The sequence below is a fragment of the Rubrivirga halophila genome, from assembly GCF_046845755.1.
In the GTDB taxonomy this organism is placed as follows: domain Bacteria; phylum Bacteroidota; class Rhodothermia; order Rhodothermales; family Rubricoccaceae; genus Rubrivirga.
Map to the genome: position 1 here is coordinate 304,801 of NZ_CP177357.1, position 21,701 is coordinate 326,501.

Annotated in this window: 22 protein-coding genes; 8 read left to right on the forward strand and 14 right to left on the reverse strand. The window is 75.1% G+C overall.

Features of this window, described 5'->3' with window-relative positions; translation table 11 throughout:
- Positions 1-410 precede the first annotated feature (410 nt).
- From ACLIRP_RS01270 to ACLIRP_RS01285, 4 genes are read right to left on the reverse strand one after another with little or no spacing between them, the layout of a single operon-like run.
- The gene (locus ACLIRP_RS01270) at positions 411-1,097 is read right to left on the reverse strand and encodes a hypothetical protein (protein ID WP_412062140.1); all 687 of its coding nucleotides are present in this window, start codon (positions 1,095-1,097) and stop codon (positions 411-413) included.
- Entirely contained in the window at positions 1,094-2,821 is a 1,728-nt protein-coding gene (locus tag ACLIRP_RS01275) for a BatD family protein (protein ID WP_412062141.1), read from the reverse strand. Before ACLIRP_RS01275 ends, ACLIRP_RS01270 begins: the two co-directional genes overlap by 4 nt.
- Entirely contained in the window at positions 2,818-3,342 is a 525-nt protein-coding gene (locus tag ACLIRP_RS01280; protein WP_412062142.1) for a hypothetical protein, read from the reverse strand. The genes ACLIRP_RS01275 and ACLIRP_RS01280 overlap by 4 nt, the downstream gene beginning before the upstream one ends.
- Positions 3,339-5,033, reverse strand: a complete 1,695-nt coding sequence (locus ACLIRP_RS01285; RefSeq protein WP_412062143.1) for a VWA domain-containing protein — start codon at positions 5,031-5,033, stop codon at positions 3,339-3,341. Before ACLIRP_RS01285 ends, ACLIRP_RS01280 begins: the two co-directional genes overlap by 4 nt.
- A 133-nt stretch (positions 5,034-5,166) precedes the next feature.
- Here ACLIRP_RS01285 and ACLIRP_RS01290 point away from each other — a divergent pair, with 133 nt between their 5' ends.
- The 3 genes from ACLIRP_RS01290 to ACLIRP_RS01300 are packed head-to-tail and all read left to right on the forward strand — an operon-like array spanning position 5,167 to position 7,643.
- Positions 5,167-6,243, forward strand: coding sequence for a sensor histidine kinase (locus ACLIRP_RS01290; protein WP_412062144.1), 1,077 nt, complete (start codon positions 5,167-5,169; stop codon positions 6,241-6,243).
- A complete protein-coding gene (locus ACLIRP_RS01295; protein ID WP_412062145.1) occupies positions 6,236-7,003 on the forward strand; it encodes a LytR/AlgR family response regulator transcription factor in 768 nt (255 codons plus the stop codon). The genes ACLIRP_RS01290 and ACLIRP_RS01295 overlap by 8 nt, the downstream gene beginning before the upstream one ends.
- 22 nt (positions 7,004-7,025) lie before the next feature.
- A complete protein-coding gene (locus tag ACLIRP_RS01300) occupies positions 7,026-7,643 on the forward strand; it encodes a DUF6624 domain-containing protein (protein WP_412062146.1) in 618 nt (205 codons plus the stop codon).
- A gap of 37 nt (positions 7,644-7,680) precedes the next feature.
- Here the strand turns inward: ACLIRP_RS01300 and ACLIRP_RS01305 are convergent, their stop codons facing one another.
- The 5 genes from ACLIRP_RS01305 to ACLIRP_RS01325 form a co-directional block, all read right to left on the reverse strand.
- Entirely contained in the window at positions 7,681-8,655 is a 975-nt protein-coding gene (locus tag ACLIRP_RS01305; RefSeq protein ID WP_412062147.1) for a vWA domain-containing protein, read from the reverse strand.
- Entirely contained in the window at positions 8,628-9,089 is a 462-nt protein-coding gene (locus tag ACLIRP_RS01310; protein WP_412062148.1) for a four helix bundle protein, read from the reverse strand. Before ACLIRP_RS01310 ends, ACLIRP_RS01305 begins: the two co-directional genes overlap by 28 nt.
- Entirely contained in the window at positions 9,086-9,850 is a 765-nt protein-coding gene (locus ACLIRP_RS01315) for an SIR2 family NAD-dependent protein deacylase (protein ID WP_412062149.1), read from the reverse strand. The genes ACLIRP_RS01310 and ACLIRP_RS01315 overlap by 4 nt, the downstream gene beginning before the upstream one ends.
- Positions 9,851-9,942: 92 nt before the next feature.
- The gene (locus ACLIRP_RS01320) at positions 9,943-10,869 is read right to left on the reverse strand and encodes a hypothetical protein (protein WP_412062150.1); all 927 of its coding nucleotides are present in this window, start codon (positions 10,867-10,869) and stop codon (positions 9,943-9,945) included.
- Positions 10,870-10,919: 50 nt separating this feature from the next.
- Positions 10,920-11,801, reverse strand: coding sequence for a DUF58 domain-containing protein (locus tag ACLIRP_RS01325; RefSeq protein WP_412062151.1), 882 nt, complete (start codon positions 11,799-11,801; stop codon positions 10,920-10,922).
- 153 nt (positions 11,802-11,954) lie between these two features.
- Here ACLIRP_RS01325 and purQ point away from each other — a divergent pair, with 153 nt between their 5' ends.
- Positions 11,955-12,647: a phosphoribosylformylglycinamidine synthase subunit PurQ gene (gene purQ / locus ACLIRP_RS01330; RefSeq protein WP_412062152.1), complete on the forward strand. Its 693-nt coding sequence runs from the start codon at positions 11,955-11,957 to the stop codon at positions 12,645-12,647.
- Between the two features lie 280 nt (positions 12,648-12,927).
- Here the strand turns inward: purQ and era are convergent, their stop codons facing one another.
- From era to ACLIRP_RS01355, 5 genes are all read right to left on the reverse strand, one after another.
- Positions 12,928-13,998 (reverse strand): GTPase Era, encoded by a 1,071-nt coding sequence (era, locus tag ACLIRP_RS01335; protein ID WP_412062153.1) that lies wholly within the window; start codon positions 13,996-13,998, stop codon positions 12,928-12,930.
- Between the two features lie 70 nt (positions 13,999-14,068).
- Positions 14,069-16,222 (reverse strand): hypothetical protein, encoded by a 2,154-nt coding sequence (locus ACLIRP_RS01340; RefSeq protein WP_412062154.1) that lies wholly within the window; start codon positions 16,220-16,222, stop codon positions 14,069-14,071.
- Positions 16,223-16,277: 55 nt separating this feature from the next.
- Positions 16,278-17,474: a hypothetical protein gene (locus ACLIRP_RS01345; protein ID WP_412062155.1), complete on the reverse strand. Its 1,197-nt coding sequence runs from the start codon at positions 17,472-17,474 to the stop codon at positions 16,278-16,280.
- Positions 17,474-18,001, reverse strand: coding sequence for a hypothetical protein (locus tag ACLIRP_RS01350; protein ID WP_412062156.1), 528 nt, complete (start codon positions 17,999-18,001; stop codon positions 17,474-17,476). Before ACLIRP_RS01350 ends, ACLIRP_RS01345 begins: the two co-directional genes overlap by 1 nt.
- Positions 18,002-18,214: 213 nt before the next feature.
- Positions 18,215-18,940: a pyridoxine 5'-phosphate synthase gene (locus ACLIRP_RS01355; RefSeq protein WP_412063677.1), complete on the reverse strand. Its 726-nt coding sequence runs from the start codon at positions 18,938-18,940 to the stop codon at positions 18,215-18,217.
- A gap of 182 nt (positions 18,941-19,122) precedes the next feature.
- On the opposite strand from ACLIRP_RS01355, the gene ACLIRP_RS01360 reads away from it, so the two are divergent.
- From ACLIRP_RS01360 to coaD, 4 genes are all read left to right on the forward strand, one after another.
- On the forward strand, positions 19,123-19,599 hold the full coding sequence (locus ACLIRP_RS01360) for a hypothetical protein (RefSeq protein WP_412062157.1): 477 nt from the start codon (positions 19,123-19,125) through the stop codon (positions 19,597-19,599).
- A 4-nt stretch (positions 19,600-19,603) separates the two neighbouring features.
- Complete coding sequence (locus ACLIRP_RS01365) at positions 19,604-20,449, forward strand: hypothetical protein (RefSeq protein WP_412062158.1); 846 nt, start codon at positions 19,604-19,606, stop codon at positions 20,447-20,449.
- A gap of 91 nt (positions 20,450-20,540) precedes the next feature.
- Positions 20,541-21,071, forward strand: coding sequence for a 16S rRNA (guanine(966)-N(2))-methyltransferase RsmD (gene rsmD, locus ACLIRP_RS01370; RefSeq protein ID WP_412062159.1), 531 nt, complete (start codon positions 20,541-20,543; stop codon positions 21,069-21,071).
- A 100-nt stretch (positions 21,072-21,171) separates the two neighbouring features.
- On the forward strand, positions 21,172-21,657 hold the full coding sequence (coaD, locus tag ACLIRP_RS01375; protein WP_412062160.1) for a pantetheine-phosphate adenylyltransferase: 486 nt from the start codon (positions 21,172-21,174) through the stop codon (positions 21,655-21,657).
- The last annotated feature ends 44 nt before the right edge of the window (positions 21,658-21,701 follow it).

A 21,701-nucleotide genomic window follows, 5' to 3' on the forward strand; every position in this document is an offset into this window, starting at 1 on the left:
GTTGCCGCGGGGGGAGGACGACGGACGGCGGACCGCGGACGACGGCCGGTCCGGGGCAGGTGAGGTGTGGGTGAGCGCGTTGGGGGAGGGTGAGACCGCGTCTGGGCGCCGGCAGACGACATCTTGGCAGAGTCCGGAGGCATCTGGACGCGGTGAGACGGCGTCGGGGCGCTGTCCGAGAGCATCTGGGGACGGTCAGAAAGCATCTGGGCACCGCCAGGGGACTCGCACACGGACGTGCGTTCACCGGGAGCGGCTCTCTCGCGCTGGACGCGTTCCTCCTCCCTTGGGGAGGTGCCCGCGCTAGCGGGCGGAGGGGGGCCAGGCGAGCCTGGCCCCGGGCAGGCGGGGGGCGGAGCCAGCCCCTAGAGGAAGTGAAATCGGCAGGTGGCCTACACCTCGATGCCCTCTTACAAGGGCGCGACGGCGTCGGCGGGGGCCCAGCCCTCGGCGCGGCCGACGCGGACCGCGCGCCAGCCGTCGACGGCAGCGCCGACCTGGGCGGTCTCGCCGGCTCTGAGGCGAGCGACGGCCGGGGCGTCGGGCGACCGGGCCTCGACCACGACGGCGTCGGCGAGGGCGACGCCAAGCGGCTGCGTCGCGTCGCGGACGGTCCACGCGGCCGCCAGCACAGCGACGGCGGCGACGGCCCCCAGTCCCATCGAGGCGCGCGTGCGGCCGCCGAGCGCCAGCCCGAGCGCGCCGAACACAAGCGCCAGCGCCAACCCGACCACGCCGAGCGGCGTCACGATGCCGACCAACCGGCGCCAGACGTCGACGGCGGCCGTTGGTGGCGGCGCCCCGGCGCGGGCTCGCGCGAGGGCCACGTTGCGGGCAATCGCCGGGTCGGCCGGGTCGAGCCGGGCGGCGCGTTCGAGGTGCAGGCGCGCGGGGCCGGTCTCGCCCCGCGCCAGCGCGACCGTGCCCAGGTTGTGCTCGACGGCGGCCGACGCCCACCCCGTCGCCCGGGCGCCCTGCCACGCGGCGACGGCGCCCGACGTGTCGCCCTCGGCCACCAGGTCGACGCCGAGCCGGAACAGGCGGTCGGCCTCGGCCTGGGGCGCGAGCTGCAAGAGCAGGAGGAGCGCGAGCGTCACGAGAGGGCGTCGAGGTCGGTCAAGAGAGACTCGGCGCGGTCGGCGAGGGCGGCGGCGGGCGGGGCGCCCAGGCCGGGCGCGAACCGGCCCCGGGTGGCGTCGGCGAGCACGGCGAGCGTCTGGTCGCGGAGCGCGGGCGGCGCGGCGGCGAGCGTGGCCGCGAGGTCGTCGGGGCTGGCGACGGCCGGCGCGTCGAGCCGCTCGCTCAGGTAGCCCCGCACGGCGCCTTCGACGGCCGCGTAGCCCTCGGGGCCCGCCAGCCCCCGTGCCTCGGCGAGTCGGCGCGCGGCGTCGGCACGCGCGCGGCGGCGGCGCTTGTCCGGGGTGTCGGCGTCCAAGCGGCGGCGCCCGGCGCGGGCGGCGAGGAAGAGCCCGCCCGCAAGCGCGGGGAGCGCGAGCCCGCCGCCGAGCACGCCCCACAGCCAGCCGGGGGCGGCGGTGCGTCGGCTCCAGTCCGCGGACGTCAGGAGGTCGGCCGGGGCGGCGCCGGGCGCGGGCGTCGAGAGGAGGGCGGGGCCGTCGACGTCGACGCGGATCGGCTCCGTCCGCAGCGTCTTGTACTGGCCGTCGGCGGGGTCGAAGTAGGTCCACGGCGCCGACGGGATGTCGAGCGTGCCGCCGCCCTGAGGCACAAGGGTGTAGTCGAAGGTTTTGACGCCGCGCAACGTCTGGCCGCCCCGGAACAGCTCCTGCTCGGATTTCGGGTCGTAGGCGTCGACGCCCGGCGGGACCGCCAGCTCGGGCGCGTCGAGCGTCGCGATGTTGCCCGTCCCCGTGATGTCGACCCGGACGCGGACCGCCTCGCCCGCGTCGGCCGCCACCGCGGGCAGCGTGGTCCGGAGCTGGAATTGGCCGACGGCACCGGTGAAGGAATCCGGGGCGCCGTCGGGGAGCGCGCGGACCTCGACGGTCGCCTCGGGCGCGATCACCTCGCGGTCTTCCAAGCGCCGCGTGAAGGGCGAGAAGAACGGGGCGAACGGGTCGTTCGAGAAGCTCCGGTCGGTGCGCAACAGGTCGACCGAGAACGTCATCGGCGCGAGCGTCAAGGTCCCGGCGCGCGTGGCGAAGAGGGCGACGCGGCGGATCGTGACGGCCTCGTAGGGCGCGCCGCCGACGGTCGTCGGGCGTGGGTACGCGGGGCCGACATCCATCTCCTCGCGCCACGCCCCGGGCGCGTCCCACGTCCCGACCGGCGACGTCTCGCGGGGCTGCACCTGGGGTTCGAAGTAGAGCACGTAGTCGACGACGATCTGCTGGCCGACGACGGCGGTCCGCCGCGACGGCTCGGCGCGGATAAAGAGCTCGCGCCCGCCCGACGGCGCTGCGCGCGGGCTGGCGACGGGTGCCCCGCCCACGACGAGCACGGACTGCGCGGGCGCCGAGACCGGCACGCCGGCCACGCTCGCGCGGAAGCGCGCCACGCGGCCCGTCCCGGGCCGCGTGGCGCGGTAGATCCAGGCCACGCGCCGCTCGACCTGGCCGTTGAAGCTGGTCATGGCGTCGAGCACCGGCTGGCGCGAGACGAGCTCGAGCGCGCCGGTCGCCAGCGGGGGCCCGACGCGCTCGCCGCGCCCGCCCGCCAGCGTGACGGTGTACGTGACCGTCTCGCCGACCTGGATCCGGGTGGCGGACAGGCTCGCGGACGCCGACTGCGCCGCCGCGCCGACGGCGAGCAGCGCCGCCAGCAGGAGGGGCACGAGGGCGCGATGGAGTGGGGCGGTCACCAGTCCTTCTCGGAGCGCTGGCGCTGCGACGGGTTGCGGCGGAGCTCGCGCAAGAGGAGCTGTTCCTCACCGCCGACGGCGTCGAGAATGCGCTCGGCTTGCTCGGGCGTCATCGCGCCTTGCTGGGTGCCGGTCGGCTGGGCGGGCGCCTCGCCGGCGCCCGCCTGCTGGTCCTGCGTGCGCGTCTGGTCGGCCTCGGCGTCGGAGTCGCCCTCACCGGGCGGCGGGTCGCCCTCGCCTTCGGGCTCACCCTCGTCGCCCTCGCCGCCGTCCTGGGGCTGGTCCTGCTGGCCGCCGCCCTCGTCCTGCTCGTCCTGCTGCTGCTCGATCAAGTCGCGCAGGGCCTGGAGCTTGGCGTCGTCGGGGGCGAGCGCGAGCCCGGCCTGGACGGCCTGGAGCGCGCGGCCGGTGTCGCCGTCGATAAAGGCCTGCGCGCCGGTGTGGTAGAGGTCGCTGGCCTGAGGCGGGGGCGCTTGCGCGAGCAGGGCCAGCGAGGCGAGCAGGACGAGGGGTCGGATCATCGGACGGAGGTCTCGATCTCGGCGACGCCGCCGAGGCGCTGGATAAAGTCGGCATAGGCGGCGACCGTGGAGTCGCGCGCCAAGCCGTCCTGCATGACGGACAGGGCCGCCGGGTATTGCCGCGCGGCGACGAGCGAGTCGGCCTGCGCCTTGAGCCGTCTGGCGAAGTCGGAGGGCCCGGGTGGGGGAGGGGGCTCCTCGCCGATCAGGCGCCGCGCGATCTCCTGGTTGCGGCGCGCGCGCGCGAGTCCGGGGTCCAAGCGCAGGGCGACGCGCAGCAAGGAGTCGGCGCGCGAGGGCTGGCCTTCAAGAAGCGCGGCGGTCCCGGCGTCGGCCGCGAGCGCGGCGCGCTGGGCGGGCGTGTCGGCAAAGGCGAGGGCGGCGGTGAACGCGCTGTCGGCCCCGGCCCACCGCTCCTGGGCGGCGCGCGCGGCACCGAGGGTGTGCCACAGGTTCGCGCGCATCGGGCGCCCCAGATCGGGTAGTGCGAGGGCGGGGACGATCCGGGCCTCGGCGCCCTCGCCGTCGCCGTCGGCCAGCATCGAGATCGCCGCACGGCCGGCTCGCGCCGCCGGGGACACGGCGACGAACGCGTCCCCGCACCCGCTCAGCACCAACAGCGCGAGCCCGGCGGCGACCGGCGCGGTCGCGCGCGTCACGTCGGGGCTGGCGGGCGCGTCGTCGTCGCGCGTCGTCGGGGGGCGCAGGGCGACGAGCCGCTCCGCCAGCAGGAGCAGGAGCGCGAGCCCGAGGGGCCACTGGAACCGCTCGGCCGCCGCGGCCACTTCGTCGCGCGCGATGACGGCCCGGTCGAGCCGGTCCAGCGCCTCGTTCACGGCGTCCGCGGCGCTCCGGCGCTCGACGCGGAACAGCCCGTCGCCCGCCAGCTCGTCGAGCGCCCCGCTCGCGAACCGCGACACGACAGGCGCCCCGGTCCGGTCGGTCTTGACGCCGCGCCGCCGGCCGCGGTACACCTCGGGGACCGGGCCGCCCTCGTCGGTCCCGATGCCGAGCGCGAGGATCTCGACGCCGTTGTCGCGCAGCCGGTCGGCCGCTGCGCCCAGCCCGCCCTCGTGGTCCTCGCCGTCCGAGACGACGAGGAGGGCGCGCGGTCGGCGGTCGTTGTCGGCGCCCGCGTCGAAGGCCGCCTCGGCGGTGCGGAGCGCGCGCGCGAAGTCGGTCCCCTGCACGCCGACCTGCTCGGGGTCGGCGGCGTTCAAAAAGAGACGCAAGGCGCCCCGGTCGGTCGTCAGCGGGCTCTGCAGGAAGGCGTCGCCCGCGAAGACGACGAGCCCGACCCGGTCGCCGCGCCGGGCCTCGACGATCCGCTCGATCTCGAGCTTGGCGCGGTCCAGGCGGGACGGCGCCACGTCCTCGGCGCGCATCGAGTCCGACACGTCGAGGGCGATCAGCAGGTCCAGGCTTTCCTGCCGCCCCTCGCGAAGCTGGGTTCCCGCCCGGGGCCCCGCGAGCGCGATGGCGGCGGCGGCGACGGCCCCGACGAGCAGCGCCGCCCGAATCCGTCGGTGCCGCGCGAGCGGCCGCAGGGCCGACGCCCGCGCCTCAGCGCGGTCCCCCAAGAACAGCCGCAGCGCCTCGCCCCGCTTGCGCGCGGCGACGGCGAACGCGGCCACGACGGCCGGCACGAGCACGGCCGCCAGCAGCAGGAGGGCGGGGGAGCGGAAGGACATAGACGGAGGCTACCAACGCCGCGCGGGGTGCGCGCGTGCCCCGCCCATCCCCGCGCGCCGCCGCTCGTCACCCTGCCGCCCCGCCCATCCGAATCCGCCGGCCGCCGTCGGGGCCTCGCGGTAGTCTCGGGCCATGCCCCGACACCCCACCCGCACCCGCCTCTACTGGATCTGCCAGCTCGCCGGCTGGGCTGTCGGGGAGGCCGTGTTCGTCGGGCTTGCAGCGGCGACGGGGGGTATCGAGGGCTTCGCGACGCCCGCGCAGTTCGGGGTCGCGCTCATCGAGGGCTATGTCCTGAGCGTGGCCGCGACGCACGGGATCCACCTCGTGGCCGGGCGGTGGGGCTGGCGGTCGCTGTCGCTCGGGGCGCTCGTGCTTCGGTTGATCGCGGCGGCCGTCGTGGCCGCGTTCGCGACCCAGGCCGTCGGGACGGCCGTGTCGGCGGTGATCGACCCCTGGCTCGTGCCGGGCCGGCCGTACTCGGTCCCTTCGATCGGTGCCGCCGTGGCGAGCGCGCTCACGCTGTCCACCATCTACGTCGTCTGGGCGGCGGTGTACGCCCTGGCGGCGACGGCCTTCCGGCTGGCCGACGCCGAGCGCGAGCGGCTGGGCCTGCGGGCGGCGCTCGCGGAGTCCCGGATGCGGGCGCTCGAGTACCAGCTCAACCCGCACTTCCTGTTCAACGCGCTCAACACGGTCCGCGCGCTCGTCCGCGACGAGCCCGAGGAGGCCCGCCGGGCGGTGACCCTGCTCTCGGGCCTGCTCCGCCGGACGTTGGCGGCCGGGCGCGAGACGACGCACCCGCTCCGCGACGAGCTCGCCCTCGTCGGCACCTACCTCGACCTCGAGGCCTTGCGCTTCGACGGCCGCCTGCGCGTCCGGCTCGACGTGGCCGACGACGCGCTCGACGCGGCGGTGCCGGCGCTGCTCGTCCAGACGCTCGTCGAGAACGCCCTCAAGCACGGCGTCGCCCGGCGCCGCGACGGCGGCGAGGTCGTCGTCTGGGCCGCACGCGACGGCGACCGGCTCGCCCTCCGGGTCGAGAACCCGACCGCGAGCGGACCAGCCCCCGACGGGACCGGGACCGGGCTCGCGAACGCCCGCGAGCGCCTGGCCCTCCTGTTCGGCGACGCCGCCCGCCTCGACCTCGCCGTCGACGCGGAGCGCGCCGTGGCGTCCGTCACCCTGCCCATCGTCTCCGATGCCTGACCCCCGCCCCCTCCGCGCCGTCGTCGTGGACGACGAGCGGCTCGCCCGCCGCGAGCTCCGGACCCTGCTCGCGGCCCACCCCGAGGTCGAGGTCGTCGCCGAGGCCGTCGACGCCGACGCCGCCGAGGCCGTGCTCGCCGGGCTCGCCGCCGACGGCGCGCCCCCGGACGTCCTGTTCCTCGACGTCCAGATGCCGGGGCGGACCGGGTTCGACCTGCTCGACGGGCTCGACGCCGCGCCCGACGTCGTGTTCGTGACGGCCTACGACGAGCACGCGCTCCGGGCCTTCCGCGTGAGCGCGCTCGACTACCTGCTCAAGCCGGTCGACCCGGAGCGGCTGGCCGAGGCCATCGCCCGCGTGGCGGCCCGGGCGGCGGCGCGGCCGGCCGACGCGCCCGCAGTCGGCGGCCCGCTCGGGCCCGTCGACCGCGTGTTCGTCAAGGACGGCGACCGGATGCACCTCGTCCGGCTCGGCGACGTCCGCCGGTTCGAGTCGGTCGGCAACTACACGCGGCTCCACTTCGACGGGCCGGCCGGGCCGGAGACCGCCGTCGTGGCGCGGTCGCTGTCGGGCCTCGAAGACCGCCTCGACCCCGCCCACTTTGCCCGCGCCAGCCGGGCCGACCTGGTCGGGCTGGCGCACGTCGTCGGCATCGACGACGCGCTCAACGGCGGGCTGCTCGCCCGCCTCACCGACGGGACGACCGTCGAGTTCTCGCGCCGCCGCGCGGCGGCCTTGCGCGACCGTCTCCGCCTCTGATTCCCGCACCACCCCCACCCCGATGAAACTCGTTCTCCTCGCCCTCGCCCTCGCCCTCCTCGCCGCCCCCGCCGTCGCCCAGGACGTCGCCGAGCCCGCGCTCCGCGCCGAACTCGTCGACCGGCTCGCCGTCGAGCAGGACATCCGCCAGCGGCTGATCGCCACGGGCGCCTTCGCCACCGGCGCCCTCGCCGACCCGACGCCCGAGGTGGCCGCGCTCCTCGCCGAAATGATGACGACGGACGCCGACAACCTCGCCTTCGTCGAGGGCGTGGTCGACACGCACGGGTGGCCGACGCCCGCGCTCGTCGGCGCCGACGGCGTGAACGCGGCGTTCCTGATCGTCCAGCACGCCCCGCCGGACGTGCAGGGGCGGATGCTGCCGCTCGTGGAAGCCGCGTTCCGCGCGGGCGACCTGCCGGGCCAGAGCTACGCGCTCTTGCTCGACCGCGTGCTCGTCGGCCGGGGCGAGCCCCAGGTCTACGGCACCCAGGCCGCGCCCGGGCCGGACGGCGAGATGGTCATCGCACCGACGGTCGACGACGCGACGCTCGACGCGCGCCGCGCCGAGGTGGGGCTGGGGACGGCCGCCGAATACCTCGCGACGCTGAAGGCGGTCTACGCCGCGCCGTCCGAGTAGGCGACTCCACGTCTCGCCCCGGTCCGTCGGGGCGGGGTCAGGGGACCTCGCGCAGGCGCGACGTCGAGAGGGCGACCGCCAGCAGGAGGCACGCCAGCGCGGGCCACAGCGCCCAGGGGTACAGCTCCTCGACGTCGAGCAGGACGGTCTCCTCGATCTCGGTCCGCTCCAGCTCCGAGATCTCGGCGTAGATCTGGCGGAGCGCCTGGCGGTCGGTCGCCCGGAAGTACTGCCCGCCCGTCGTCTCGGCGACGCGCCGGAGCGCGGCCTCGTCGACCTCGGGCGCGGGCGCCAGGCCGAGCGACGCGAACGGCCCGCCGCGCCGCACCGGCCGGTCGCCGCCGACGCCGATCGCGTAGACCTTGACGCCGAGCGCCGCCGCCGCCTCGGCCGCCGTCTGCGGGTCGACCTGCCCCCGGTTGCTCTGCCCGTCCGTCAGCAGCACGACGACTTTCGACTGGGCTTCGGAGTCGCGCAGCCGGGCGGTCGCCGTCGCCAGCGCCGTGCCGATGGCGGTGCCGTCTTCGATGAGCCCCATCCGCACCTCTTGCAGCATCGTCAGCAGGAACGGGTAGTCGAGCGTGAGCGGCGCCTGCGTGTACGCTTGCGCGGCGAACACGACGAGCCCGATGCGGTCGGACTCGCGCCCGCGCACGAACTCGGCGGCGACGGCCTTGGCGGCCTCGAACCGGTTCGGCACGAAGTCGTCGGCCGTCATCGAGGTCGAGACGTCGAGCGTGAGCACGATGTCGACGCCCTCGGCCGTCCGCTCGACCGTCGCGTCCCGCTCCTGGGGCCGTGCGAGCGCCACGACCCCGAGCGCGAGGGCCGCCAGCAGCAGGGCGTCCGGCACGCGCCGCGCCCGTCCCCACCCGCCGCCCGCGACGGCGGCGGCGTCGTTGGCGACGGAGTACTGCACGCCCGGCGCCCGCCCGCGCCGCCGCCAGCCGGCGACCGCGAGCGCGGCCACGGCGAGCAGGGCGGTCAGCCAGAGGGGGGAGGCAAAGGCCATGGAGGAGCGAGGGGTGAGGAGTGAGGAACGAGGGCTTTGGGCCGCCGCAGTGATTTGGAGAGGCCGGCGAGCATCCGACTGATCTCGTCCGTGTCGCGGAGGATCTGCCGGACCTCCTCGGCATCCACGTACTCGCGGCGCCCGGCGATCCGGATCTGTGTCTCGACTTCGTAGAGCGAGCCCCGCGAGTAGCGGAGAAACTGGAGATACTCCTTCGTCTGCCCTCGACCCCATCCCTCTGCGATGTTCGACGGGATGGAGACAGCTGCGCGGCGGAGCTGGGAGGCGAGCCCAAACGTCTCGTGCTTCGGAAACCGTGCGGTGCAGTCGTAGATGGCGTCGGCGAGAGCCATGGCGGCCTGCCAGACCTTGAGGTCTGTATAGGCGTCGACGCGTCCCGCCGCACCACTCGTTCCTCGATCCTCGCCCCTCATTCCTCTCGTCGGAGCGCAGCGACGAGCGAGGGGAGCACCTCACCCGCAAGCCCTCTCACCTGCTCGTTCAGCACGCCCGCGATGTCGCTCGGCGTGGGGTTGATCTCGGCCACGTACGCGCCCACCTGGCGCGCGAGCTGGGGGAGCCCGGCGGCCGGGTACACGACCGCGCTCGTGCCCACCGACAGGTACACGTCCGCCAGCGCCGCCGCCTGCTCGGCTCGGGCGAAGGCCTCCTCGGGCAGGGCCTCCCCGAACCACACGACGTCAGGGCGGACGAGCCCGCCGCACGCCTCGCACGTCAGCGCCCCGCCCTCGACGGCGGCGGCGTCCGCGGGCGTGCGGCAGTCGATGCAGTGGGACCGCGTGATCGAGCCGTGCAACTCGACGACGCGCTCGCTCCCCGCCCGGCCGTGCAGCCCGTCGACGTTCTGGGTCGCCAGCAGGAACTCGCCGCCGCGCCCCACCACCCAGCGCTCCAGCGCCGCGAGGGCGTGGTGGCCGGGGTTCGGCACCACGTCTTCCACGACCGCGCGGCGGTGGCCGTACCAGCCCTGCACGAGCGTCGGGTTCGCCAGGAACGCCTCGACATTCGCCAGCTCCTCGGGCCGGAACTGCTGCCACAGCCCGCCCGGGTCGCGGAACGTCGGCACGCCGCTCTCGGCCGAGATCCCCGCGCCCGTCAGCACGGCGACCGACCGCGCCTCGCGCAGGCGGCGGACGAGCGTCTCGGAAAACGGCGGGGCGACGGGTTGGTGCAAGGGGAAAGGGGAAAGGGGAAAGGGGAAAGGGGAAAGGGGAAAGGGGAAAGGGCGAGGCGGTCAAGGTTCCGGAAGTGAGATCTGCCCGTCCCTTAGTCTCCGTTCCTCGTTCCCTCCGGTGGCGCACCGTCGCCGCTGGCGGCCTCTCGGGCACGCTGGCTCGCCTCGACCGCCTCGACGGCCGTGCGCGTGTCCTTCCGCAGGCGCGCGACGGCGTCGGCGTCCGGCCGCTGGCGGGCGAAGGCGACGAGGTCGGCCGGGTCGAGCGCGGCGCGGACCGCGTCGGTCGCCGACGCGGGGACGCGGGCGTCGGCCGCGAGCCGGGCCGCCAACTCCGTGGTTGTGGCTTCCATCGACCGGACACCCAGCCGCGCGGCGAGAAAGCGGCGGAGCACGTCGCGGACGGCGACGACGTGCGCCTCGGTCTCGGCGGGCGGCGCGCCCGGGCCGGGCGCCTCGCGCTCCAGCGTCGAGAGCTGCGCGAGCGCGGCGTCGGCCGGCGACACCACGACGACCGGCTCGGGCCGACGGAACGAGCGGATCAGAAACCCGACCGTCGCCCACAGCGCCACGGCCGCCAGCAGCCCGAACGCGACCAGGAACGGGACCGCGCTCGGGAACGACGGCGGCTCACCGACCGGTGCGGGCTCGTAGGGCTCGGTCTCGCCCGACAGCACCGAGCGGACGGGCACCGTCGCGGCGGGCGCCCGCACCGTATCCGCGCCCACCGTCACTGGCACCGGGCCCACGCGCGCCGTGTCGGGCGTGAACACCAGCACCCGGTACAGCGCCGTATCGATCCGCGTCGCGCCCCGCACCGCCGGGGGACGGCGCTCCATGTCCAGCACCTCGGCCTCGCCGAGCGGCCCCTCCGGGAACGTGACCTGCGCCCCGGCCGGCCGCTCCACGACCACGGCCACCCGGAACGGCGCCCCCGCCGACGCCGAATCCGCCAGCACCGCCACGCGCGCCGTCTGCGCCCCAGCGGGCATCGCCAGCGCAAGCCATACCAGGAGCATGGCCGCCCGAATGAGCCCCTCGTTCCCCGTCCCTCGTTCCTCGGTCCCCCTCATCGAACCCGGTGACGGAAAAACGACGACAGCGGCTCCACGTAGTCCACGTCCGTCCGCAACGTCACGTGGTCGACGCGCGATTTCTTCAGGGCCGCCTCGATCCGCTCCGCCCGGCGCCCGGCGCGGTCCGCGAACGCGGCTCGGACGCGCGCACTCGACGTGTCGACGAGCGCCGCCCGCCCGGTCTCGGCGTCGACCACGTTCAGCAGCCCCACGGCCGGCAGCGCCTCCTCGCGCGGATCCACGAGCCGGATCGCGACGACGTCGTGGCGCTGGGCGGCGACCCGGAGCCCCTTCGCCACACTCGCCTCGGCCGCTTGCGGGATCAGGAAGTCGGACACGAGCACCACGATCGCGCGGCGGCGCTGGACGCGGAGCACGTGGTCGAGCGCCGCCGCCACGTCCGTCCCCCTCCCGCGCGGCTCGTGCGCGAACAGGTCGCGGACGAGCCGGAGCACGTGGCGCTTGCCCTTCTTCGGCGGCACGAACCGCTCGACCCGGTCCGTGAACAGCACCAACCCCACCTTGTCGCTATTTCGGAGCGCCGAGAACCCGAGCACGGCGCAGACCTCGGCGGCCAGGTCGCGCTTGGCGCGCGCGCTCCCGAAGCTCTCCGACGCCGACACGTCGACGACGAGGAGCAGCGTCTGCTCGCGCTCCTCCTCGAACAGCTTGACGTGCGGCTCGCCCGTCCGCGCCGACACGTTCCAGTCGATCGTCCGGACGTCGTCGCCGATCTGGTACGGCCGGACCTCCGCGAACTCGATGCCGCGCCCCTTGAACGCCGAGTGGTACTCGCCCCCGAACACGTCGTCGACCAGCCCGCGCGTGCGGACCTCGACGTGGCGGATCTTGCGGAACAGCTCCCTGGGGATCACGGGGAAGGGGAACGGGCGGCGGGGAACGAGGAACGGGCAGATTCCGCGTTCGGCAGCGGAGACCTCCTGGCCCGTCAGGTAGATTACCCACCGAGCCCAACGCGCACCGGGCGGGTGACTGTTCTCTGCCCGTTCCCCTTTCCCCGTTCCCTCATGGCCCGCATCGCCGTCCTCGTCTTCCCCGGCTCCAACTGCGACCACGACGTGTACCACGCCTTCAAGCACGTGCTCGGGCAGGACACCCGGTTCGTGTGGCATAAGGACGCCTCCATCGGCGACGCCGACCTCGTCGTGGTCCCCGGCGGGTTCTCGTATGGCGACTACCTCCGCGCCGGGGCTATCGCTCGGTTCTCGCCCGTGATGCGCGACGTCGTCCGGTTCGCGGGGACGGGCGGGCCGGTGCTCGGCGTCTGCAACGGGTTCCAGGTGTTGTGCGAGGCGGGCCTCTTGCCCGGCGCGCTCGTCCGCAACGCCAGCTTGCGGTTTGCCTGCCGCGACGCCCGCCTGCGCGTCGAGAGCACCGCGACGCCGTTCACGGCGGCGCTCTCCCCAGGCGAGGTCCTGACCGTCCCCGTGGCGCACGGCGAGGGCAACTACACGGCGTCCGACGACGTGCTCGACCAGCTCGAGGACGACGACTGCATCGTGTTCCGCTACGTCGACGCCGACGGCCAGCCGGGCGCCAGCCCCAACGGGTCCGCCCGCGACATCGCCGGCGTCCGCAACGCGCCCGGGAACGTCGTCGGCATGATGCCGCACCCCGAGCGCGCCTGCGACCCCACCCTCGGCCACACCGACGGCGCCCGCATCCTGCGCTCGGCGATCGAGTCGCTGGCGCTCGCGTAGCCCGCCCGCTGGCGCCTGTCGGTCCGCTGGCGCGAGCCCCGGACCCCCCGCCTGCCGGCCGCCCCCCTTACCTGAGGGGGGCTCTTTTTGTGTGGGCCGATCCGTTCGCCGTCGGCCTCAGCGCACGTCGCGGAGTCCCCCCTCCTTGAGTAAGGAGGGGGACAACCCGAAGGGTCGGCGAAGCCAGGGGGTGGTCTGCACGTGCTGGCGCAAGCCCGCCCGCTGGCGGCCCCCACCCCCCCTGGGGGGGGCATCGTCGTCTGGCCCGCAGAGCGCCCGGCTACTTCCCGAAGCCGTACTCGCGGAGGTGGCCCTCGCGGTCGCGCCAGTCGGCCCGCGTCTTGACGAAGAGCTGCAAGAAGACCCCGCGGCCCAGGAACGCCTCCATCTCCTCGCGCGCCGACCGCCCGAGCCGCTTGAGCGCCGCGCCGCCCTTCCCGATCAGGATCGCCTTCTGCGAGTCCCGTTCGACGACGATGTCGCACGCCACGAAGTCCTTGCCGTCGGGCCGCTCCTGGTACGTCACGACGACGACCTGGGTGGCGTACGGGACCTCGTCGCGGAACTGGTTGAAGACGGCCTCGCGGACGATCTCGGCGATAAAGAACCGCTCGGGGTGCTCCGAGAGCTGGTCGGCCGGGTAGTACGGCGGGCCGGGCGGGACGCGCTCCAGCACGAGGTCTAGTAGCGCGTCCGTGCCCAGGCCCGTCTTGGCCGAGATTGGCACGACGGCGTCGGGCGCGCGGCCGAGCGCCTCGGTGTAGACCTCGACGAGCGGGAGGGCCGCGTCGACGAGCCCCAGCTTGTCCACCTTGTTGAGCGCCAGCAGGACGGGCCCGTGCACGGCCGCCACGCGCTCGACGGCGTTCTGGGCGTCGTGCGTCAGGCGCCGCTCGGTTGCGTCCGCCATCAGGACGGTCACGTCCGCGTCGCCGAGCGAGCGGTCCACGTCGCGCATCATGTGCTGGTGGAGCCGGTACTTCGGCCGGACCACGCCCGGCGTGTCGAGCAGGACGAGCTGGTAGCCGCCGTGCGCCTCGGTCGCCTCCTCGGTCAGGATGCCCAGCACGCGGTTGCGCGTCGTCGAGGGCCGCGGCGACACGATGGACAGCTTGGTCCCCAGCCACCGGTTGAGCAGCGTCGACTTGCCGACGTTGGGGGCCCCGACGATGGCCACGTAGCCGCTGCGGTGCGGCGCGGGCCCGGCGGCCTCTTCGGGGATCGGGACGCCGTACGCGGCGGCGGCCTCGTCGGCCGAGACGAGCCGGCCGGCGGGGTCCGCCTCGGGCACGGCGTTGGCCGCCGGTGCGTCGGGAGCGGGGTCGGAGGGCTGAGTCAGGTCGGGGTCCATACGGGCGGGGGCGGGCGCGGCCAACGCCACGCCCGCCCCCCGGGGTCCGCTCGGCGGGTGGAGACCGCGCCTAGTCGTCGTCGCCGGTCGACTTCGCGTTCAGGGCGCACGTCCCGGCCAGGCAGCCGTGGGCGAGGTGGTCCGGCAGCTCCAGCGCGGAGACGTTCCGGTCCCACCAGTCGTCGCTGCCACGGCGGGGCTTGTTGCAGATCGGGACGAGGCCGCCGCCGGGGTCTGCGCCGGTGTCGCCACCGGTCGCGCCGCCGCCGCCGATCGGGCCGCCACCGGCCCCGCACGCGCCGAGGTAGTCCCCAGGGTGCGTGGCGTGCGAGGGGAGCGAGTTGCTGTTGACCCTCCGCGTGATTTCCGTGCCCGCGCCGTTGACGTGGCAGATCGTGACCATCTCGTTCTCGTCGTCGGGCACCCGGCCCTCGGCGGCCGTCTCGTGGTGCGAGCGGCTCGACACGAGGACCACCTCGTTGCCGTCGAAGCCCAGCTTGTCGGAGAGCTCCGAGATCTCGCCGATGTCGTAGGTCAGCGTCACGTCGCCGCCCATCGCCAGGGTCGTCCCGAAGGCCTCGCCGGCCGCGATGCGGGCGCGCCAGGCGGCCTCCTCGGCCTCGTGCGCTTCCTCCTCGTCGCGGCGCATGTGCCAGTAGAACGAGGCCTCGTAGAGCCGGGCGCCGTCGCTGGCGCGGAGGACGCGCAGGGCCAGCGAGCCGAGCCGGTTCCAGTCGTACCCGATGCAGACGGGGTAGCTGGCGCACACGGCCGGGTCGTCGAACGACTGCCGGAGCGCGCGCAAGCTGCGCACGTCGAGGTCGAGGTCGCGGAGGTCGCCGGCGCGGAACGGCTTCGAGAGCGTCGGGTCGGTGGCCTGGGCGAACGCCCCGAACCCGCGCTGGACCGTCCCGCGCGCCATCGGGTCCTCGCCGTCGATGTCGAGACCGAAGGTCGAGAAGCCGTGCTCGTTGGGGTTCGCGAACCGGATCTGGATGAGCTCGTCGGGGTCGAGCGAGTCGATAAAGGCGTCGAACCGCGTCTCGTTCTCGTGCCGCCCGTTGGCCCCGCCTTCTCGGAAGAACACCTGGTCGCCGCGCGGGGTCGCGGAGGGCGTGATGTCGAAGGCGTGGGTGTGCTGGAAGAACGGGTAGCCTCCGCCCCACGGCGAGCCCGTGACGTCGCCACCCGGCGCCGACGGGCTCATGCCATTCGCGTCGCGGTAGACCGACACGTCGAGGTGGCCGCCCGGCGCGAACGCCTGGTGCGCGACGACCAGCATGCCCGTGACGGTGACGCGGCCGAGCAGCGACACCGGGAGTACGTCCGCGTCGGAGCGGACCACGACGAGGCCCTCCCAGTCGAGCGTCCCGCCCGCCGGCACGCTCAGCGCGCCGTTCACCAAGAGCGCCCCGTGGCCGCTCACGCGGCCGGTGATCGTCAGGTTGCCCTCGACGTGCGTGATGTCGTCGCCCTGGCGGCGGCTACCCCACGTCTCGGTCCCGGTCACGAGCTGGTCGCCCGCCAGCGTCCGGTCGGCGGCCGTCATCTCGGCGACCGCGAGCTGGTAGAGGTCTTCGCCGTCGCTCACGTTGAGGTCTTCGAGCAGGCCGTCATCGCCGGTCCAGGCGGCGGCCTCGGGGATGGCGAGCGCGCTGCCGCCCGCCGCCGCGACGGCGGCGGCGTTGGCGGTCAGCTCCGCCAGCGGGACCAGGCCCTCCAGGTTGAGGTTGTCGTGCTTGCGGCGGTCCACGTGGACCGGGTGGTTGTCGGCGGTGCCCGAGATGGTCGGGCTCCCGACGACCGTCGAGACGACGTGGGGCACGTCGAGCCACAGCGGCCCGGGCGCGTCCATCGGGTCGAACCGGTACTCGCTCTCGACCGTGTGGATGGCGCCGCCGAACGTGCCCGTCACGCGGACCGTGGCCTCGGTCACGGGCACGCCCGGCGCGGTGGCGCCCGGGGAGTACTCGATCTGGAACTGGCCGCCCTCGTAGTCCTGCGCGTCGCCGAGCGCGGCCGTCGGGTCGATGAACCCGTCGTCGTCGACCATCTGGGTCAGCGCGACGCTCTGGCCGGCCTCGGCGATCTCGCGGGCGAGCACGTCGGCCTGCCCCTCCGCGTGGGCGCGGTCGGTGTCGGACATCGCGCCGCGCGTGCTGATCGTGAACACGGCGCCGCTGATCGCGGCGGCCATGACGAGCATGAGAGTGAGTCGGCCCATGGGGGTAGGGGAAGGGACGCCGGGGCGTCGGGGAATCGACCGTCGGAGGGTGCCGTTATCGGCAGGCGCCGAAGTAGTCGTTGCTGTGTGCGCGGTGAGACAGCAGTTGCGCGATGGTGCCTCGCAGGGTCTGCTGGTTGTTCGGGGTCACGTGGCAGATGGTGTAGAGGGGGGCGTCGCCACTCGTGCTGCCACCGCCGGTGTCGCCGGTGCCCGTGCCGCCCGTGTCGGTGCCGCCGGTGCTCGTGCCGCCGCCCGTCGTGCCGCCGGTGCTCGTGCCGCCGCCCGTCGTGCCGCCGGTGCTCGTGCCACCGCCCGTCGTGCCACCGCCCGTCGTGCCGCCGCCCGTCGTGCCGCCAGTGCCGCCGCCCGTCGTGCTGCCAGTGCCGCCGCCCGTCGTGCCGCCAGTGCCGCCGCCCGTCGTGCCGCCGGTGCCCCCCGCGCCGCCGCTGGGCGCGGCCGACTCGGGGAGGGCCGCCGCCGCGCCTGGGTCGCCGGGCAAGAGTGGGATGCCACCGGGCGTCGTGGCGTCGGGCACGGTCGGCCGCGCCGCTGCCATGGCGGCCGGAATGCGGATGGAGCGCGCGTGGCGCGTCGAGGTGGCGGCCTGGCCCGTCCGCGTGACGCCGAACGACGGCGCGGTGCGGAGCTCGACCTGGACGCGCGGCGGGGTCTCGGCCGTCGCCATGTCCGCGCCCACGTTCTGACGTTCGCCCTCGGGCGGGCCGCCGGTCGGGAACATCGTCACGTCGAAGTCGACGATCCCGTCGATCACGTCGGTCCAGACGACCGGGCCGCCGCGCCTGAACTCGTGCCGTGTCGCTCGGTAGAGCGCCCGCTCGCGGCCGTCGACGGTCGTCGTCTGGCCGGTCGGCTCGACGAGGTACGAGACGATGATGATGGCCGAGGCGCCGAAGGCGTCGGGGGCGGTGAGGGTGGGGAAGGAGAACTGGCTCGTGTAGACGCCGCCCTCGCCGTCGTCGGCCGTGCGCAGCCGGAAGCGGTAGGCCTCGCCCCCGCCCAGCGAAGGGAGGGCGGAGGCGGCGAACGCGTTCTCGGTCTCGGTCCGGCTCCGCATGTTCTCGATCTCGCGCTCCAGCGTCGTCGCGAAGCTGCCCGTCGACATCTGGGTGCGGTACTGCGCCGTCGCCGTGATGGCCGCGTCGTTGCCCCGCAGCTGCAGCACCAGCAGCCCGCTGAGCAGCACGCTGCCGACGACGATGGCGATCAGGTGGTCGATGAGGAACTGCATTACTGGAGGTAGCTGGCGACGCTGGCGGGGGTCACGACGCGCGTCAGCGTCGCCTCGGCGGGCACCCGGCCGATGTCCCCGTCGGGGACCTCGACGGCGCTCACGCGGATCTCCTTGGTCAGCGTGGCGGCGGCCGACTCGACCGTGGGCTCGGTGTCCCGGACGTATCGGACGGCGACTTGGACCCGGAACCGGAGGGAGTCGAGCCCGACGGGGACCGTCTCGGTCCAGGGGGCCACCGCGTTCCAGTCGTCGACGTCGTCGTAGGTGGCCGGGCCGGTCTCGTCGTCGTCGGGGCCGAGCGCGAGGTCGGAGGGCCGGGTGCGGACGCCGCGCTTGCCGGTGTCGGCCTCGTCGAACGCGAGCCGCTCCATGGCCGTCATGCGGCCCCGCGCCACGTCGACGGCGGCCAGCTCGGCTTCGATGCCCTGGGCATGGCGGTCGACGCTCTGGTCGTGCCGCTGGCGGCCCATCGCGAGGTACGCGAAGGACAGGATGGCGGCGAGAGCGAGGATGGTCTGCTGCATGGGGGGGCGGTGTGCGCGTCGCTCCCCTGCGAGACCCGTTCCGCTTTTGGACGATCGGCCTTTGGTGCCCCCCTTTGGGCATGTTTCCGGTCGAAAGCGGGACAGCCGCCGGAAAGAATGGAACGTCGGCGTTCCGTCGTCTCACGCTAGAGGGCGGGCGCCCGCGCGCGCCGGCGCGTCGGGGGTCGGTAGAGGCGTGCCCTGACGGGCCCCTTACGCCTCCTCGGCGATGGCGCAGTAGGCCCGCACGGCGGGGCCCAGCCCCATCAGCAGCGCGTCGGCGAGGAGGGCCTGCCCGATCGACACCTCGGCAACGCCGGGCACGGCGACGAGGTAGGCGCCCAGGTTGCCCAGGTCGAGGTCGTGCCCGGCGTTGACGACCAGCCCGGCGTCGGTGGCGGCCGCCGCGGCGGCCGCGTGGCGGGCCAGCTCGGCGCCGGCGTCGCCGCCGGCGTGCGCCCAGGCGAACGGGCCCGTGTACAGCTCGACGCGGTCGGCCCCGACGGCGGCGGCGGCGCGGACCGTCGCGGGCTCGGGCTCGACGAACAGGCTCACGCGGCACCCCAGCGCCCGGAGCTCGGCGACGACGGGCGCCAGCCGGCCGCCGTCGCGGGCGAGGTCCCAGCCGTGGTCGCTGGTGAGCTGGCCCGCCGCGTCGGGGACGAGCGTGGCCTGCGTCGGGCGCGCGGCGCGGACGATCTCGAGGAAGCCCGGGAAGGCGTAGCCGCCCGTCGTGCCCGGCCCAGCGAACGGGTTGCCCTCGACGTTGAGCTCGGCGCCGGCGCCGGGCGCCCACGCGGCGAGCGCCGCCACGTCGTCGGCGCGGGCGTGCCGCCCGTCCGGCCGCGGGTGGAGCGTCACGCCGACGGCCCCGGCCTCGACGGCGACGGCCGCCAGCCGACCCACGTCCGGGCGGCCCCCGCCGCGGGCGTTCCGCATGAGCGCGGCCTTGTTGAGGTTGACGCTGAGCTGGGTCACGAGTGGGAGGAGGGGCGGCGCGCAGCCAACCTACGCGCGGCCGGCGCGCGGCCGGCGCCTTGCCAACGTGCGCGCGGCGGGGGTACGTTGCGGGCCCGGCGCGTGCCGGCTCGCCCCCTCTCTCTCGCCCACCCCGCCTCCCGATGGCCACAACCGGCGCCAGCGGTTCCGACCTCGCGATCCGAGCCCTTCTCGGCCTCCTCATCCTCGCCCTCGTCGGGGTCCTCTACTTCGTGACCGTCGTGCCCGCCCAGCGCGCCGCCGCCGCGCAGTACGACACCGACGTCGCCCGCGAGCGGATGTCCGACGTCCGGACGGCCCTCATCTCGTACCGCGACTCCCTCGGGGTCTACCCCTCCTCGCTCGACTCGCTGGTCCTCTTCGCCCGCAACGACTCCGTGTTCGCGGCCCAGGCCGGCGCCGAGGAGGACCGCCTGCGTGCGCCCTCCGCCGACTCGCTCGGCATGGCGACGCGCTCGGGCCGCCCGTTCCTCTACGAGGTCGTCGAGGACACGACGGGCGTCCAGATCTACTGGCTCGCCGACCCCGACATGGAGGCCGACTCGATCGGCTCGCGCAGCCCGAACCCGGCGCTCCGCAACGCCGCCTCCTGGGAGTAGCGCGATGACCCCGGTCGCCGTCGCCGGACTCAGCGGCCGGACCCTCCGCTACGCGGAGGTCGACGGCGGGCTGCGCCGGCTCGGCGCGGCCGACTTCGCGCTCGATGTGGAGGCGGCCGTCTTCGAGACCGGCGACCCGGCGGCGCTCGCGGCCGTCGCCGAGGCGCTCGCGGCCGGCTTCGCCGGGGCGGCCGTCGAGACGCTCGTCGTCGCCGCGCACCCGACGGCGACCACGAGCTTCTTTTCGCGCCTCCCGGCCGCCTTGCCCGACGACGTCCGCGACGGCCAGCTCCGCCAGGAGACGGCGCTGCTGGCCGACCTCGCGCCGACCCAGCCCGTCCGCGTCCGCTCCCGCGCCGTCCGCACCGAGGGCGCCCACGCGTGGCACCACGTGGTCCACGTCGAGGAGGCCGTCCACGACCGGCTCGCGGCGCTCGCCGACGCCGTCGGCGCCAGCGGCTACGACCTCGCCGACTCGACGCGCGCCGCCGCGCTCGCGGCCGGCGGGCCGGGCGTCGCGCTCGTCGTGGGCGCCTTCGCCGGCCACACCGAGGTCGCCGTCGCCGTCGACGGCGTGTTCCGGTTCGGCAGCCACGGCCCCAGCACGGCCGCCCCCGACACGGCCTACTTCGCGCTCGCGGCCCTCCAGCAGGCCGGCGTCGAGCCCGCCGACGTGGCCCGCTTCCTCGCCTACGGCGACGACGCCACGGACGAGCGCCTGGGCCTGGCCGCCGAGTTTGTCGGCCGCGAGCGGGCCTGGCTCGACCCGTTCGCCCTGTTCGCCCGCCGCCCGACCGCCGACCCCGCCGAGCTGGCCGCCTTCGGTCCCGTCGTCGGCGCGGCGCTGTGAGGGCAAGCGGGGTGAGAGAGGAGGCCGGGATGGAGGCCTGGGCCAAGACGCCCCCATCCCTCCGCCCCGCATCCCGCATCCCTCTGTCGAGATGAGAATCACCGGCGGGGCGCTGGCGCGGCGCACGATCGACGCGCCCAAAGGCGACCGGACGCGCCCGACGACGGACCGCGTCCGTGAGGCGCTGTTCAACCTGTTGGGCGCTCGGATGGAGCTCCGCGACGCCCGCGTGCTCGACCTCTTCGCGGGCAGTGGCGCGCTCGGGCTGGAGGCGCTCAGCCGGGGCGCCGCCCACGTCACGTTCGTCGAGCGCCACGGGCCCACGCTCGCGGTCGCCCGGGCGAATGCGCGCCAGCTGGAGGTCGTCGACCGCGCCGCCTTCGCCAGGGCCGACGCGCTGGGGTGGCTGGGCCGGGCGGCGGGCCCGTTCGACCTCGTCGTGGCCGACCCGCCGTATGCGCTCGCCGAGCTGGCGGCGCTGCCCGACCGCCTACGACCGCTGCTGGCGCCTGACGGGCTGATGGTGATCGAGCACGACCGCCGCCACGCCTTCAACGACGCCCTGGGCCTGGTCCTGACCCGCGCCTACGGCAACACCGTGATCAGCGTGTTCGAGGGGTAGGGGAGAGGTGACCGCCGGCGCAGCCCCGGCCTCCGCAATTGCAGTGCCCGCCGGGAAGACTCATCTTCCCCAGTCCCCAGTCCCCAGTCCCCAGTCCCCCATGGACACCCTCGCCCTGTACCCCGGCACGTTCGACCCCGTCACGAACGGCCACCTCGACGTGATCGAGCGGGCGCTGGTGCTGTTCGCGCGCGTCGAGGTGACGGTCGCCGTCAACGCCGACAAGCGGACGCTGCTGCCGCTGGCCGACCGCGTGGGGCTCGTGCAGGCCTCCGTCGTCGGGCTCGACGGGCACGACCGGGTGACGGTCACGGCCTTCGAGGGGCTCTTGGTCGACCACGCCCTCGCGAGCGGGGCGACGGCGCTCGTGCGCGGGCTCCGGCAGGTCAGCGACTTCGACTACGAGATGCGGATGGCGCACGCGAACCGGCGGCTGGCGCCCAATCTCCAGACCGTCTTCGTCGTGCCCGGCGAGGCGAATGCGTTCGTGGCCTCGTCCATCGTACGCGACATCCACCACTGGGGCGGCGACGTGACCTCGTTCGTGCCGCCGGTCGTGGCCGAGGCGCTGGCGGCGCTGGACTAGTCCGATCGTACCACAAGCGCGCACGCCGGGTCGGTACGTTTCTG